14 protein-coding genes and 1 pseudogene are annotated in these 15,548 nt (G+C 62.2%); 5 read left to right on the forward strand and 10 right to left on the reverse strand.

The window, feature by feature from the left end; translation table 11 throughout:
- A partial coding sequence (locus AC1DWF_RS23010; RefSeq protein ID WP_476842092.1) for an SH3 domain-containing protein occupies positions 1-175 on the forward strand: 175 nt, incomplete at its 5' end.
- Between the two features lie 40 nt (positions 176-215).
- On the opposite strand, the gene irrA is transcribed toward AC1DWF_RS23010, so the two are convergent.
- Positions 216-614, reverse strand: coding sequence for an iron response transcriptional regulator IrrA (gene irrA, locus AC1DWF_RS23015; protein ID WP_476842090.1), 399 nt, complete (start codon positions 612-614; stop codon positions 216-218).
- A 276-nt stretch (positions 615-890) separates the two neighbouring features.
- Between irrA and fabA the strand changes: the two genes are divergently transcribed.
- From fabA to AC1DWF_RS23035, 4 genes are all read left to right on the forward strand, one after another.
- On the forward strand, positions 891-1,409 hold the full coding sequence (fabA, locus tag AC1DWF_RS23020; RefSeq protein WP_476788915.1) for a 3-hydroxyacyl-[acyl-carrier-protein] dehydratase FabA: 519 nt from the start codon (positions 891-893) through the stop codon (positions 1,407-1,409).
- Positions 1,410-1,440: 31 nt separating this feature from the next.
- Positions 1,441-2,664, forward strand: a complete 1,224-nt coding sequence (gene fabB / locus AC1DWF_RS23025; RefSeq protein WP_476781576.1) for a beta-ketoacyl-ACP synthase I — start codon at positions 1,441-1,443, stop codon at positions 2,662-2,664.
- Positions 2,665-2,673: 9 nt separating this feature from the next.
- Entirely contained in the window at positions 2,674-3,486 is an 813-nt protein-coding gene (fabI, locus tag AC1DWF_RS23030) for an enoyl-ACP reductase FabI (RefSeq protein WP_476781577.1), read from the forward strand.
- 94 nt (positions 3,487-3,580) lie between these two features.
- Entirely contained in the window at positions 3,581-5,119 is a 1,539-nt protein-coding gene (locus AC1DWF_RS23035) for a putative bifunctional diguanylate cyclase/phosphodiesterase (protein ID WP_476781578.1), read from the forward strand.
- A 9-nt stretch (positions 5,120-5,128) separates the two neighbouring features.
- On the opposite strand, the gene AC1DWF_RS23040 is transcribed toward AC1DWF_RS23035, so the two are convergent.
- From AC1DWF_RS23040 to AC1DWF_RS23080, 9 genes and pseudogenes are all read right to left on the reverse strand, one after another.
- Complete coding sequence (locus AC1DWF_RS23040) at positions 5,129-6,145, reverse strand: class I SAM-dependent methyltransferase (RefSeq protein WP_476788916.1); 1,017 nt, start codon at positions 6,143-6,145, stop codon at positions 5,129-5,131.
- Between the two features lie 166 nt (positions 6,146-6,311).
- Entirely contained in the window at positions 6,312-8,459 is a 2,148-nt protein-coding gene (pnp, locus tag AC1DWF_RS23045) for a polyribonucleotide nucleotidyltransferase (RefSeq protein WP_476842091.1), read from the reverse strand.
- A gap of 370 nt (positions 8,460-8,829) precedes the next feature.
- The gene (gene rpsO, locus AC1DWF_RS23050; RefSeq protein ID WP_476781581.1) at positions 8,830-9,099 is read right to left on the reverse strand and encodes a 30S ribosomal protein S15; all 270 of its coding nucleotides are present in this window, start codon (positions 9,097-9,099) and stop codon (positions 8,830-8,832) included.
- A 162-nt stretch (positions 9,100-9,261) separates the two neighbouring features.
- Positions 9,262-10,356 carry a magnesium/cobalt transporter CorA gene (gene corA / locus AC1DWF_RS23055; protein ID WP_476781592.1) on the reverse strand — a complete coding sequence of 365 codons (1,095 nt, stop codon included), beginning with the start codon at positions 10,354-10,356 and terminating at the stop codon, positions 9,262-9,264.
- Positions 10,357-10,417: 61 nt separating this feature from the next.
- Positions 10,418-11,365, reverse strand: coding sequence for a tRNA pseudouridine(55) synthase TruB (truB, locus tag AC1DWF_RS23060; RefSeq protein ID WP_476781582.1), 948 nt, complete (start codon positions 11,363-11,365; stop codon positions 10,418-10,420).
- 1 nt (position 11,366) lies between these two features.
- Entirely contained in the window at positions 11,367-11,774 is a 408-nt protein-coding gene (gene rbfA / locus AC1DWF_RS23065) for a 30S ribosome-binding factor RbfA (RefSeq protein ID WP_476781583.1), read from the reverse strand.
- Positions 11,775-11,888: 114 nt separating this feature from the next.
- A complete protein-coding gene (gene infB, locus AC1DWF_RS23070) occupies positions 11,889-14,621 on the reverse strand; it encodes a translation initiation factor IF-2 (RefSeq protein WP_476781584.1) in 2,733 nt (910 codons plus the stop codon).
- Positions 14,618-15,268, reverse strand: coding sequence for an RNA-binding protein (locus AC1DWF_RS23075; protein WP_476781593.1), 651 nt, complete (start codon positions 15,266-15,268; stop codon positions 14,618-14,620). Before AC1DWF_RS23075 ends, infB begins: the two co-directional genes overlap by 4 nt.
- 32 nt (positions 15,269-15,300) lie before the next feature.
- Positions 15,301-15,548 (reverse strand): annotated as a pseudogene (locus AC1DWF_RS23080) (transcription termination factor NusA); the annotation flags it as partial.

A 15,548-nucleotide genomic window follows, 5' to 3' on the forward strand; every position in this document is an offset into this window, starting at 1 on the left:
GCTCGCAAGGCCCGAACAGGGTGCGCGCGCAGTCGCCATCATCGACCCGGGCGTCGTCGGCTCCATCAAGCAGTGCAACGGTCAATGGTGCGAGATGACCTTTGCCGGCACAAGCGGCTGGCTCAACCAGTCGCAGGTCTGGGGTGCCTATCCAGGCGAAAGCATCGAGAACTGATGGGTCGACCCGGCCGACAAGGCCGGGTTCGCGCAGGCATTTAAGCCGGGCGCTTGGGCCTGAGCCTCACCACGATATCGACATTGGCGATTTCCATGCCTTCCGGGGGTTCCGGCAGATTGGTGACCGTGACGGGGCCCGATTCGATGTCGAACACCCGGTTTTCGCCTTCAACGAAGAAGTGGTGGTGGTCCGAAGTGTTGGTGTCGAAGTAGGTCTTCGAGCCTTCGACCGCCAGGATGCGCAAAAGCCCCGAACCGGTGAACTGGTGCAGCGCGTTGTAGACGGTTGCCAGCGATACCGGCACGCCGGCCGACAAGGCTTCCTCGTGCAGCTCTTCTGCCGATAGATGCCGATCGCCCTTGGCGAACAGGAGTTCAGCCAACGCAATACGCTGCCGCGTGGGCCTGAGCCCCGCATCGCGGACACGCGTTTCCACAGCAATGCTTGCCTTGCGGGAATCCACTCGTTGCCTCGTCGAAGTTCGCCTTCGCCCCAATTCAAGCCTGCCAAACACGCCGAAAACTGGATAGGCAGCCGGCAAGCCTTGCCTGACATATATTCTGTAGCTCAAATGCGATCAATAGCGCGCATTGACCCAGGAGGATGTGCACGTTAATCGCAAACGCCGGTTTCCGGCAGCAAACAGTCTGTGCTAGTGAGAGCACACAAGAAGGGCGTGGCTCCGCCCGAAACGTTGACGGGGAAGGTGTTCATGGCCGATCAGAAATCCAGCTACGGCTACGAAGAATTGCTGGCATGCGCCCGCGGCGAGCTGTTCGGGCCCGGCAATGCCCAGTTGCCCGCTCCGCCGATGCTGATGTTCGATCGCATCACCGAGATCAGCGAGACTGGCGGCGAATTCGGCAAGGGCTTCGTGCGCGCCGAATTCGACATCAAGCCGGACCTGTGGTTCTTCCCTTGCCATTTCATCGGCAATCCGATCATGCCGGGCTGCCTCGGCCTCGACGCGATGTGGCAGCTGACCGGCTTTTTCCTCGGCTGGCTTGGCGAGTCGGGCAAAGGCATGGCGCTCTCCACCGGCGAGGTGAAGTTCAAGGGCATGGTCACGCCTTCGACCAAGAAGGTCGAATATGGCATCGACTTCAAGCGCGTCATGCGCGGCCGCCTGGTCCTGGGCATCGCCGATGGCTGGTTGAAGGCGGACGGCGAACCTATCTACAAGGCCATCGACCTCAAGGTCGGGCTCTCGAAGCAGGAAGCCGCGGCCTAAGGGTCGCCGGATATTCTGAAAGGAATACTGAATGAGACGGGTCGTCGTATCTGGCCTTGGAATCGTGTCGTCCATCGGCAACAACGCTTCTGAAGTGCAAGCCTCGCTGCATGACGCCAAGTCCGGCATCAGCTTCTCCAACGATTTCGCCGAGCACGGCTTCAAGTGCCAGGTCTGGGGTTCGCCGAACCTCGACATGACCGAACTGGTCGACCGTCGCGCCGCGCGTTTCCTGTCCCAGGGCGGCATGTGGAACCATGTCGCGATGAAGCAGGCCATCGCCGACAGCGGGCTCGAAGAAACAGACATCTCGGGCAATGAGCGCACCGGCATCATCATGGGGTCGGGCGGTCCTTCGACACGCACGATCGTGGAAGCGTCGGAAATCACGCTGAAGAACAACAGCCCCAAGCGCATCGGGCCATTCGCTGTGCCGAAAGCGATGTCGTCGACCGCGTCGGCAACGCTCGCCACCTGGTTCAAGATCCACGGCGTCAACTATTCGATCTCCTCGGCCTGCTCGACCTCGGCGCATTGCATCGGCAATGCGGCGGAGATGATCCAGTGGGGCAAGCAGGACATCATGTTCGCCGGCGGCCACGAAGATCTCGACTGGACCATGTCGAACCTGTTCGACGCCATGGGCGCCATGTCGTCCAAATACAACGACCGCGCATCGGTCGCCTCGCGCGCCTATGACCTCAACCGCGACGGCTTCGTCATTGCCGGCGGCGCGGGTGTGCTGGTGCTCGAAGAGCTGGAGCACGCCAAGGCGCGCGGCGCCAAGATCTACTGCGAATTGGTTGGCTATGGCGCCACTTCCGACGGCTACGACATGGTCGCACCGTCGGGCGAAGGCGCCATGCGCTGCATGCGTCAGGCGCTGTCGACGGTGAAGGGACCGGTCGACTACATCAACACCCACGGCACCTCGACGCCAGTGGGCGACTCGAAGGAAATGGGCGCCATCCGCGGCGTATTCGGCGACAAGATGCCGAACATCACCTCGACCAAGTCGCTGACCGGCCATTCGCTAGGTGCCGCAGGCGTGCAGGAATCGATCTACTCGATCCTGATGATGCAGGGCGGCTTCATCGGCGAGAGTGCGCATATCGAAGAGCTCGACCCGGAATTCGAAGGCATGCCGATCGTGCGCAAGCGCATCGACAACGCCAAGATCGATACCGTGTTGTCCAACTCCTTCGGCTTCGGCGGCACCAACGCCACGCTCGTATTCCAGCGCCATTCCGCATAGGACACCGACATGGACGGATTGATGAAGGACAAGCGCGGGCTCGTCATGGGCGTCGCGAATGACCACTCCATTGCCTGGGGTATCGCTAGCAAGCTTGCCGAGCACGGCGCCGAACTCGCCTTCACCTATCAGGGCGAAGCCTTCGGGCGCCGCGTCAAGCCGCTGGCCGAGAAGATCGGCGCATCGCTTGTTATCCCTTGCGATGTCGAAGACAGCGCATCGGTCGCCGCGACCTTCGAGACGTTGAAGGAAAACTGGGGCGGCATCGACTTCCTGGTGCACGCCATCGGCTTCTCCGACAAGAACGAGCTCAAGGGCCTCTACGCCGACACCACGCGCGAAAACTTCGTTCGCACCATGGTAATCTCGTGCTTCTCCTTCACCGAGGTTGCCAAGCACGCGGCAGCCCTGATGAACGAAGGCGGATCGATGATCACGCTGACCTATGCAGGCTCGGTACGCGTCATGCCGAATTACAACGTCATGGGCGTGGCCAAGGCCGGCCTCGAGGCAAGTGTGCGTTATCTCGCCAACGACTACGGCCCGCGCGGCATCCGCATCAACGGCATTTCGGCCGGACCGGTGCGCACGCTTGCGGGCGCTGGCATCGCCGATGCGCGCCACATGTTCTCCTACCAGCAGCGCAACTCGCCGCTGCGCCGTACCGTGACCCTCGAAGAGGTCGGTGGTTCGGCGCTGTATCTTTTGTCCGACCTGTCGTCGGGCGTCACCGGCGAAATCCACTATGTCGATTCGGGCTATCACATCGTCTCGATGCCGACGCTCGACGAGCTCAAGCAAATGGATGGCGGGCGCGACTAAAAAGTCCGCCCGGCGCTAAAATTGTAGACAATCGCCGCAAGCGATCTTAACGAGCGAATCGGTAGAAACGACGCGCAAGTTAGGAAAGTCACGCATGCCTGCCGTCAGGAATCCCAGCCGAAGCCCGTTGTTTCGGATTATCACCATCGCCGCTTCGGGCATGGGAAGTTTCGTTCTGGGTACATGGGGCCTGAGACTCGCCCTTGGCAACGAAATCGGTGGGATGTCGAGCGACACTGTCGGTGCGATTATCGCCGCACTGTGCGCGCTGGCGGCATCGATCGCCGCAGCCTCATTCTTCGCCGGTGTCGACGAGTCGGCCGACTATGTCTTCAACGAAACCCACTTCGACAAGCTGACAGGGCTTCTGGCGCGCACGGCAATGGTCGGCAAGATCGCCGAAGCAGCCTCGGCAACCGCACGTACCGGCAAGCCGATGTTCCTCATCGACATCGATATCGACCGTTTCAAACAGATCAACGACGCCATCGGCTACAGCAATGGAGACGCCCTGATCCGCGCCTTCACGGCAAGGCTCAAGGCGGCACTGCCACGCGACGTGGTCCTTGGCCGCATCGGCGCTGGCGAATTCGCCATTCTCCACCCAGACCAGGCGCTTGGCGGTTCGCTGGAAGCCTTGATCGAACGCCTGATCCACGATCTGATGCGGCCCTACCCGCTGCCATCGCATCTCCAGTCGGTCAACGTCTCGGTCGGCGTGGTCGCCATGCCCAAGGATGGCTACGACCCGGTTGTGCTGCTGCGCCGCTCGAACCTCGCGCTGCAGAACGCACGGGCCAGCGGCATCGGCGACTGGGCCGTCTTCCAGCCCGAAATGGGCAAGGTTGCGGACCATCGCCAATGGGTCGAATCGGAACTGCATGTCGCCTTCGAGCGTGGCGATTTCGACCTGCACTACCAGCCGCAGCTCGACCTGTCGTCCGGCCGCGTCGTCGGCTACGAGGCGCTGATCCGCTGGCAGCATCCCGAGCGCGGCATGATCCCGCCGATCGAGTTCATCTCGGTCGCCGAAGAGACCGGCATGATTGCGCCGATCGGCGAATGGGTGCTTCGCAAGGCTTGCACCGATGCGCGCCTGCTGCCCGAGGACTGCTTCGTTGCGGTCAACATTTCGCCGGTACAGTTCATGACCCGCGACTTCGTCGGCATCGTTGCGCGGATCATGAAGGAAACAGGCATCGAGCCCAAACGGCTTGAACTGGAACTGACCGAATCGGCGATGATGCAGGACCGCGACCGCGCGGCCCTGATCCTGAAGCAGCTGACGGCGATGGGCATTTCGGTCGCGGTCGACGATTTCGGCACCGGCTACTCGAACCTCGCCTATCTGATCGACTTTTCGTTCCACAAGCTCAAGATCGACCGCTCATTTGTCAGCCGCATGGAAACCGACAGCAATTCAGGGGCGGTGATCTCGACAATCGTCGGCCTGTCGCGAGCGCTCGGCGTGCGCACGATCGCCGAGGGCGTGGAGACGGAAAACCAGGCGGCCCTGCTCAGGGCTACCGGCTGTCAGGAAGTACAAGGCTACTTCTACGGGCGCCCGGCACCACTCAACATCGGCGACCTGGCAGTCGCCAAGGCCACCGAGCGCACCGCGAGCGTCCATTGACCGCCGACGTCACCGTTTGGCCGAATAAACCCTGAAGGCGCTGTCGACGGCGATTTCCTGAACCGATGTGAAGGCTTGTGCCAGCACCGGCTGGTAGGGCAGATGGCGGTTGGCCACCATGAACAGCCGGCCACCCGACTTGAGAGCCGCAGCAGCAGCCCGGATCATGCGCTGGCCGATCTCCGGATCGGCATCGCGATCCTGGTGGAAGGGCGGGTTCATCACCACCACGTCGTAGCGGCGCTCGACCGGCTCCTTGGTGAGATCTTGCCAGTGGAAGCCGGGCGTGACCGGAGCTTTGGGCACATTTGCCTTTGCCGCTTCAAGCGCATCGAAGTCGGCCTCGAACAGATCGAGTGCCGTGAGACCCTTCGCTCGGGCCACCACTTCAGCCGCGACATAACCCCAGCCGGCGCAGAAATCGGCGACCTTGCCCTTGATGTCGTTGGGCAGATTGTCGACCAACAGGCGCGAGCCGGCGTCAACGCGCTCGAACGAAAACATGCCCGGCGCGGTAAGGAAGCGGCCTTCGACCAACGGCTCGGGGTTGTCGGCGCGCAACGTTGCCGCCGCAGCCTCGGCCTGCGCGGTGCGGCGGAACCACAATGCGGTGCCGTGAAATTTCGGGAGATAGTCCTCGATCTCAAGCAAGGTTGCGAGCCGCTTGCGCAGGCTGGCGATGCCATCGTCCTTGCCACCGGCGACCACGACCAGGCCGCCCGACGTCACGCGTTCGATCGCTTCAGCGACACGCAGTTCGTTGAGGCCGCGATGGCGGCCGGCAAGCACCAGGGCGATGTCGTAGCCATCCTCCTCGGCGCGCGACGCAACATCGTTGCCCGCCGCCGCCAGGGCAATCACGTGGGGCCGAAAACCCTGGACCAGGGAAAGCTTCGCATCGAAGCCCTGCGGCTTCCTGAAGCCCGGCTCGGCACCGATGAACAGGGCACGCGCGCTCTGCTCCGGCATCGGCAGCGCCTCTGCCTCGAAAGGATAAAACAGCGTCTTCAGTGCATCGCGGGCCATAGCCAATCCTTATTCATCGCATTTCTTCCCACCCCCCTCTGACCTGCCGGCCAGAGGGGGGTGCGAAGGAACGCCTATTCCGCAAACAGTGTTCTGCCCGAAGGCCAACAAACGAAAACGGGCGCGACCTTACGGCGCGCCCGCTTCATATCAAAAAGCGCTGCTATCAGGCGGCGGTTTCTTCGCCTTCGGCCTTCTTTTCGCGAGCAAGTTCCTTGCCCGTTTCCTGGTCAACGACCTTCATCGACAGGCGGACCTTGCCGCGCTCGTCGAAGCCCATCAGCTTGACCCAGACCTTGTCGCCTTCCTTGACCACATCCGAGGTCTTGGCAACGCGGTCGTTGGCAAGCTGCGAGATGTGAACGAGGCCGTCGCGCGGTCCGAAGAAGTTGACGAATGCGCCGAAGTCAGCGGTCTTGACGACCGTGCCTTCGTAGATCTCGCCGACTTCCGGCTCAGCCACGATGGTGTGGATCCACTTTTTGGCCGCCTCGATTTCCTTGGCGTTGGAAGAAGCGATCTTGACCGTGCCATCGTCTTCGATGTTGATCTTGGCGCCGGTCTTTTCGACGATCTCGCGGATGACCTTGCCACCCGAGCCGATGACTTCACGGATCTTGTCGGTCGGGATGTGCATGACCTCGATGCGCGGAGCGAACTCGCCGAGTTCCTGGCGACCTTCCGACAGAGCCTTGGCCATTTCGCCGAGGATGTGCAGGCGGCCGTCCTTGGCCTGGCCGAGCGCGATGTTCATGATCTCTTCGGTGATACCGTCGATCTTGATGTCCATCTGCAGCGCGGTGATGCCGTTGGTCGTGCCGGCAACCTTGAAGTCCATGTCGCCGAGGTGATCCTCGTCGCCCAGGATGTCGGAGAGGACAGCGAAGCGCTCGCCTTCCTTGATCAGACCCATGGCGATGCCGGCAACCGGCTTCTGCAGCGGAACGCCCGCATCCATCAGCGCCAGCGAGGTGCCGCAGACGGTGGCCATCGACGACGAGCCGTTGGACTCGGTGATCTCCGAGACGACGCGCAGCGTGTAGGGGAACTGCTCGGCAGCTGGCAGCATCGGGCGCACAGCGCGCCAGGCGAGCTTGCCATGGCCGATTTCGCGGCGGCCGGGCGAACCCATGCGGCCGGTCTCACCAACCGAGTAGGGCGGGAAGTTGTAGTGAAGGAGGAACTTCTCCTTGTACATGCCGGTCAGCGCGTCGACATACTGCTCGTCTTCGCCGGTGCCGAGCGTGGCAACGACCAGCGCCTGGGTCTCGCCGCGGGTGAACAGCGACGAACCGTGGGTGCGCGGCAGGACGCCGACTTCGGAGACGATCTGGCGAACGGTCGAGAGGTCACGACCATCGATGCKCGAACCGGTATCGAGGATGTTCCAGCGCACGATCTTGGCCTGGAGTTCCTTGAACACGGTGGCGACCTTGTCAGCCGACCACTTCGGAGCTTCTTCGCCTTCAGCAGCGAAGGCTGCCTTGACCTTGGACTTGACCGCGTCGACGGCGGTGTAACGGGCCTGCTTGTCGGTGATCTTGTAGGCGTCGCGCAGCTCGCCTTCGACGATCTTCAGCATCTCGGCTTCGAGATCGGAATTGTCCGGCGCGGTGAAATCGCGCGGGTCCTTGGCAGCCACTTCAGCCAGCTTGATGATGGCGTCGATGACCGGCTGGAAGCCGCGGTGACCGAACATGACGGCGCCGAGCATGATGTCTTCAGCCAGTTCCTTGGCTTCCGACTCGACCATCAGCACAGCGGCATCGGTGCCGGCGACGACGAGATCGAGCTTGGATTCCTGCATCTCGTCGATGTGCGGGTTGAGCACGTATTCGCCGTTGATGTAGCCGACGCGCGCGCCGCCGATCGGGCCCATGAAAGGCACGCCCGAGAGCGTCAGGGCAGCCGAGGTGGCAACGATCGACAGGATGTCCGGATCGTTTTCGAGGTCGTGCTGGACAACCGTGATGACGATCTGGGTGTCGTTCTTGTAGCCGGCTGCAAACAGCGGGCGGATCGGACGGTCGATGAGGCGGGAGACCAGCGTCTCCTTCTCGCTCGGACGGCCTTCACGCTTGAAATAGCCGCCTGGGATCTTGCCGGCTGCGTAGGTCTTTTCCTGGTAGTTGACGGTCAGCGGAAAGAAATCGAAACCCGGCTTCGGCTCCTTGGCCGAAACGACGGTCGCGAGAACGACGGTTTCGCCATAGGTGGCGAGCACGGCAGCGTCAGCCTGGCGGGCGATCTTGCCGGTCTCGAGGATGAGCGGGCGACCGGCCCACTCGATTTCAACTTTGTGGTGATTGAACATGTTCTGTCCTTCGTGGCGGGAATGACCAACGCCGCATTCCGGCGCGCCAATTCCCTGGCTTGTTCGGCGCGCAATTCCGGAAAACCATCTGGTCTTCCGCACGCGCCTGGGCTTCGGTTTGGCCAGCCACGGGCAAGACAACAAGAAGTTCGGTTGGGAATAGGCCCGCAAATGCGGCTGACCGAACGTCCTGTAATCCTGCCCCATGACCGTCCATGGGTTGGTTCGGGCGCTTCCCTGTGGCGCTCCGGACCCTTTTTCGGCGCGACCGTGCCCCTGTGGCAGGATCGGGCCGATGGACCATCAAAAAGGATGGCCCGAAATGTGCGAACGGCGGGCTCTCGCAAAGGAGAGCCCGCCGGTCAATTCATCAGCGGCGCAGACCGAGCTTCTCGATCAGCGTCTGATAGCGTCCCTCGTCCTTGCGCTTGAGGTAGTCAAGCAGGCTACGACGCAGCGAAACGAGCGCCAGAAGGCCACGACGGGAGTGGTTGTCCTTCTTGTGGTCCTTGAAGTGCTCGGTCAGGTTCTTGATGCGCTCGGAGAGGATGGCAACCTGGACTTCCGGCGAACCGGTGTCGCCCTTGGCGGTTGCGAATTCAGTCATCAATTCCGACTTGCGCTCGGCAGTAATCGACATCGTGTTTTCCTTTCGATTAGGAGGAAACGGGACGCCCTCGGCCGGGATGTCGTCCAGCTGGGGCCGATGAACAAGGCACTCAAAAGCGCGATGTTGCGGCGCATATAGTGGAATTTGGCGACAAAAGCCAGTCCAATTCGCAAGCCGGCTCCGGGCCGCGGTTTAGAGCCACCCTCGCCGCTTGAAAATGATCACAAGCGTGATCCCCACGAAGGCCATGAAGCCTAGCGCCGCCGGATAGCCATAGTAAGACAGCAACTCCGGCATGTTCCATGGCGAGGCCGAAGGGTCGAAGTTCATGCCCCAGATGCCGGCAAGAAAGGTCAGCGGGATGAAGATCGCCGACACGATGGTCAGGACGCCGATGATCTCGTTGGTGCGCGACTGCGACAGCGACAGATGCATCTCGATCAGGCCGATCATCGTTTCACGCTGCGATTCCACCGTTTCGACCAGCCGGATCGAATGGTCGAGCGTGTCGTTGAAATAGATCTTGGTTTCAGCCAAGATAAACGGCGCATCGGAACGGATGAGCGTGGTCAGCGCATCGCGCAGCGGCCACAAGGTGCGCTTGATCAGATTGGTCTGCCGACGCAGGCCATGCAATTGGCCGATCTGGTGCTTCTGCGGCGAGGCCAACAGCTCGTCTTCGATCTTGTCTAGAGTGTCACCGGTGGCATCGACGATCGGGAAATAGCTGTCGACCACGGCATCGATCAGCGCATAGGCGAGATAGTCAGCCTTGCGGTGACGCAGGCGGCTGGGATTGGACGTGCGGATGCGCTGGCGCACCGGCTCGAATGGATCGCCTTCCCGCTCTTGGAAGGTAACGACGAAATTCTCGCCAAAAAAGAAGGAGATCTGTTCGTAGCGGCTGGTTTTCGCGTCATCGATCATGCGGAGCACGAAGAAGGCGTGATCGTCGAAGAAGTCGGCCTTGGGCCGCTGGCCGGTATTGACCACATCTTCAAGTGCCAGCGTATGGAGCGCGAAAATCCGGCCGATCTGCTCGATCTGCTCGACATTGGCGAGCCCGACGCAGTCGAGCCAAACCAAGGGCCAGTTGTCGCAAGCAGCAACGACATCGTCGAGGCTGGCGTTGTCGACGAACTCGCAGGTTTCGGGCGAGATCAGCGTCAAATTGAGTGCGGACCGATGCGCCGCCGGATCGGCGATCAAAGTGCCGGGCGACGCGCCCACAGGCGAGCGCCTGCGATGTCGCCTGGCGCGTTCGCCGGTGGTTTCAGTCGCCGCCATCGCCTTTGCCCGCTCCCTCATCGACGTCGATCCAAGCGGAAACGGGACCTGGCTACAAGCCTCAAGCGGTGAATACCCGCTTGGGCTTGAACATGCCCTGCTCGATGGCGCCGATGGCGACGAGCTTGCCGCGCGCGGTGGCGCAGGCCTCCTCGGCCTCCACCGGCGCATCGCGGCCGCGCACGATGACGGGGTTGCCAAGCCTGATCTTGTTGGCTGCCTCGTCGGTCACCGCAACCTGCGGCAAGCAGTCGAGTGCTGCCGAGGTGTCGACCACGAATTCGTCGATCGCCGTGAAATCCCACTTGCCCTCTTCGCCATCCGGCTGACCGGCGGTGCGAGCGGCTTCGAGTTCAGCGATGGTGACGAAGTCCTCGGCAGTGAACGGATCGACTTCGGTGCGGCGAAGCTCCGAGATATGGCCAAAGCAACCGAGATCGCGGCCCATGTCACGGGCCAGCGACCGGACATAGGTGCCCTTGCCGCATTCGATCTCGAAGACTGTGCGGTCAGCACTGCTTTCGATGATCTCAAGGCGGCCGATTTCGACCTCGCGCGGCGGGATATCGACGGTCGCACCCTCGCGGGCCAGATCATAGGCGCGCTCGCCGGCGATCTTGATCGCCGAGAACTGCGGCGGCGTCTGCATGATCACACCGGTGTATTTCGGCATGACAGCGCGAATCTCTTCCTCGGACGGACGCTTGTCCGAGGTCTTCGTCACAGGGCCTTCGAGGTCGTCGGTCGAACGCTCATCGCCCCAGGATACGGTGAAGCGATAAACCTTGGCACCGTCCATAACGTAAGGCACGGTCTTGGTGGCCTCGCCCAGCGCGATCGGCAGCATGCCGGACGCCAGCGGATCGAGCGTTCCAGCGTGACCGGCCTTTTCGGCATTGAACAGCCACTTGATCTTGGAGACGGCCTCGGTCGAGCCCATGCCCACAGGTTTGTCCAGCACCAGCCAGCCGGAGACTGGCCGGCCTTTCTTCTTGCCGCGACGCGACATGTCAGTCTTCCTTGTCTTCTTCGTCGCCAAGATCGCGCACCACTTCGGGTGAACGCAGCAGATCATTGATCTTGGCGAAATTGTCGTAACTCGTGTCCAGCCGGAAACGGAATTCCGGCATGTACTTCATCTGCCGCAAGGCAAAGGAAACACGGCCACGGATGAATTTGGCATATTTGTTGAGCGCCTCGATGACAGCATCGGGGTCTTTGGCGCCGAGCGGCGACACAAAGGCGGTGGCGATCTTTAGGTCGGGCGACATGCGCACTTCGGTGATCGAAATCACCGCCGTTTCGACCACCGGATCAGTGATCTCTCCGCGCTGGAGCGTCTCGGAAAGGGCGTGACGCACCTGCTCGCCGACGCGAAGCTGACGCTGGGTTGGGCCTGAACTCGAAAAACGCGACATGGTCCTGAAAATCCATATGTCGCAGGGGGCGGAATGGAACCGCGCTTCCTGCTGCACGAAAACGGACGGCCGCCGACCGGCCACCGTCCAAACGATGAGACAAACGCCAGGCGCTTAGAGCGTCCGGGTCACCATCTCCACGCGGAAGCACTCGATGACATCGCCAGCGCGCATGTCTTCGTAGTTCTGGAAGGCCATACCGCATTCCTGGCCGACCGGTACTTCAGAGACTTCGTCCTTGAAGCGCTTGAGCGTCTTGAGCGTGCCTTCGTGGATGACAACGTTGTCGCGGATCAGGCGGACGCCTGCGCCACGTTCGACCTTGCCTTCGGTGACACGGCAGCCCGCGACCTTGCCCGTCTTCGTGATGTTGAAGACTTCGAGGATCTCGGCGTTGCCGATGAAGGTTTCGCGACGTTCCGGCGACAGCAGGCCCGACATCGCCGACTTAACGTCATCCACGAGGTTGTAGATGATGTTGTAGTAGCGGATTTCGATCCCGGACTGTTCAGCTGCGTGGCGCGCCTGCGTATTGGCGCGGACGTTGAAGCCAATGATCGCCGCACCCGAGGTTTCGGCCAGCGTGACGTCGCTTTCGGTGATGCCACCAGCGCCCGAATGGACGATGCGGGCACGAACCTCGTCGGTGCCGAGCTTGTCGAGCGCGGTGATGATCGCTTCGACCGAACCCTGCACGTCACCCTTGATGATGAGCGGGAACTCCTTGAGGCCGGACGACTGCAACTGCGACATCATCTGCTCGAGCGAGCCGCGCTGGGTCGCATGCCTTGCGACAGCCTTATCGCGCGCCAGACGCTGACGGTACTCGGTGATCTCGCGGGCACGGGCTTCGTTGTTGACCACCGCAAAGCGGTCGCCAGCCTGAGGTGTGCCCTGGAGGCCGAGAATCTCGACCGGCATCGACGGCGGAGCTTCTTCAAGACGGTTGCCACGGTCGTCGACCAGAGCACGGACACGGCCCCACTGGTCGCCGGCGACGAGAATGTCCCCCGGCATCAGCGTACCTGTCTGGACCAGGACGGTCGCAACCGGGCCACGGCCCTTGTCGAGCTTGGCTTCGATGACGACACCCTCGGCCGTACGGTCGGGGTTTGCCTTCAGGTCGAGAACTTCGGCCTGCAGAAGGATCGCTTCGAGCAGCTTGTCGAGATTGGTGCCGTTCTTCGCCGAAACCTCGACGTCGAGAACTTCACCGCCCATCGATTCCACGAAGACTTCGTGGCGCAGCAGCTCGGTACGGACCTTCTGGGCATCCGCCGACGGCTTGTCGATCTTGTTGATCGCGACAATGATCGGCACGCCGGCAGCCTTGGCATGGCTGATCGACTCGATCGTCTGCGGCATGACGCTGTCGTCGGCTGCGACCACCAGGATCGCGATATCGGTCGCCTGGGCACCACGAGCACGCATCGCCGTGAAGGCGGCGTGGCCGGGGGTGTCGATGAAGGTGATCTTCTGACCGTTCTTCTCGACCTGGTAGGCGCCGATGTGCTGGGTGATGCCACCGGCTTCGCCCGACTGCACATTGGCGTTGCGGATAGCGTCAAGCAGAGAGGTCTTGCCGTGATCGACGTGACCCATGATGGTGACGACAGGCGGACGCGTAACCAGCGTTTCGCTGTGATCGGCGATGTCGAACAGGCCCTCTTCGATGTCGGACTCGGCAACGCGGCGAACCGTGTGGCCAAATTCGGCAGCAATCAATTCAGCCGTATCGGCGTCGATGACGTCGCCCGGCTTCATCATCTGGCCCTGCTTCATGAAGAACTTCACGACATCGACGGCACGCTCGGACATACGCTGAGCGAGTTCCTGGATGGTGATGGTCTCTGGAAGGATAACCTCGCGAATGATCTTTTCGCGCGGCTCGTTGTGCATCGCACGCTTGAACTTCTCCTGTCGGCGACGCATCGCCGACAGCGAACGCGAACGCGCGTCGCCATCCACGGAAGACAGCGCCGTGTTGAGCGTGAGCTTGCCACGACGGCGATCTTCTTCGGTCTTGGCCTTGGCCGGACGGGCAACTTCAGGGGTCGCAATGCGGCGGATCGGCGTTGCGGTAGCAGCGCCTGGGCCTACGCGGCCCTTCGGCTTGGCTTCCACCTCGTCGGGCACATTGGCCTCGAGTGCTGCGGCAGGCGCACGGCGGCGAGCTTCGTCCTCGGCACGACGGCGCGATTCTGCCTCGGTCTTGAGACGGGCTTCTTCTTCAGCCTGGCGACGAGCCGAATCCTCACGCTCCTTGCGGCGGCGCTCTTCTTCCTCGAGGCGGCGACGTGCGTCCTCGACAGCGCGCAGGCGGTCTTCCTGTTCACGTACGACAGAGCCTTCAAGTGCGCGACGACGCGCCTCCATCTCGCTGCGCGACAACGAGTTCAGCACCATGCCCGACCGCTCGGGCTGACGCGTAGGCCTTGGTGTTTCGCGTACGATAGGGGCCGGGGCGGGCGCACGAGGTGCCGCGACCGGCGCCGGCGCTGGCTTAGGCGAAGGTGCCGCCACGACCGGTGCTGGCGCTGGGACAACCGGCGCTGGCGCTGGCGCTGGGACAACCGGCGCTGCCACTGCCGCGACCGGTGCTGCCACCACGGGCGCTACGGGCTGCGGCTTGGGTGCGAACACGGCGGCTGCAGTCGGTGCGGGCTCGTGCTTATCGCCGGGCATGGAGAATTTACGCTTCTTCGTCTCAACGACGACCGCCTTTGTGCGGCCGTGCGAGAAGTTCTGGCGTACGGTTCCCTGCTCCGATCCCGGGCGCTTCAGCGTCAAGGTCTTCTTCGGAGTGACGCTCAACGTGTTGTCATCGCCCGATTTAGTGTCGCTCATTCCATATCCTCTGCGGCATCATCGTCGTAGGCAATTGCCGCAATCATTGCCAGATCATCCGGGGATCCGCCCCGATATCGGTCAAGCGCAACCATGCGCTTTGCGACCGCCTTGCCCGCTTCTCCCGCGAGGACGGCAGCATGTATCACATTTGTTGCCCCCAATGCCAAACCCAATTCGGCTTCCGAAAAAAGTTTGTAGGCAGGCGTTGCAGGCCCGCCGATATGCACTGTGGCCTTGCGGGCCTGGGTGATCTTGCGGACGCCATCTTCGGCGCCCTCATAAGCATGGAGTACTAGAAGCGCCTTGCCGGCGCGGACCGTGGAGTCGACCTTGGCGGCACCTAGCGCCACCAGGCCGGCCTTTCGGGCGAGCCCGAGCGCGCCAAGCGCCGATTTGGCGAGCAGTTTGTCGACCATGGCGCCCAACTCGGGCGGCACGACGACCTGCGCCTTGAAGGCGCGGGCGAACATTCCCTTGGCCTCAGCCTTGTCGATATGTAGGCGGTCAGCCGTCACCCAGCAACCGCGGCCGGGCAGATTTCTCTTGAGGTCCGGAAAAACGGTCGAATCCGGGCCGACGACGAAACGGATCAGATTATCCGGTTCGGCGCTTTTGCGCGTGACGATGCAGGTGCGATCGTTCATCTCGTCCAAGGGGTTCTCCGGCCGGTCTCACGTCACTCACCGGCGACGTCGACTGGCTCTTCCTCGGACACTTCGTCCTCGGCGATCCAGCCAACCATACGTCGGGCAGCAACGACCATCTGTTCTGCATCGGTGCGCGACACGCCGTAGTCGGCCAGCACGCCTGGGAAGAACTTGGTCTCTCCGTCCTTGCGTTCCTTCCAGCCGACGAGATCGTCGGCTGCATAGCCGGCGAAGTCCTCGACCGTCTTCACACCATCATTGCCGAGCGCCACCAGCA

It is taken from the genome of Aminobacter sp. P4_D5 (assembly GCF_056401815.1).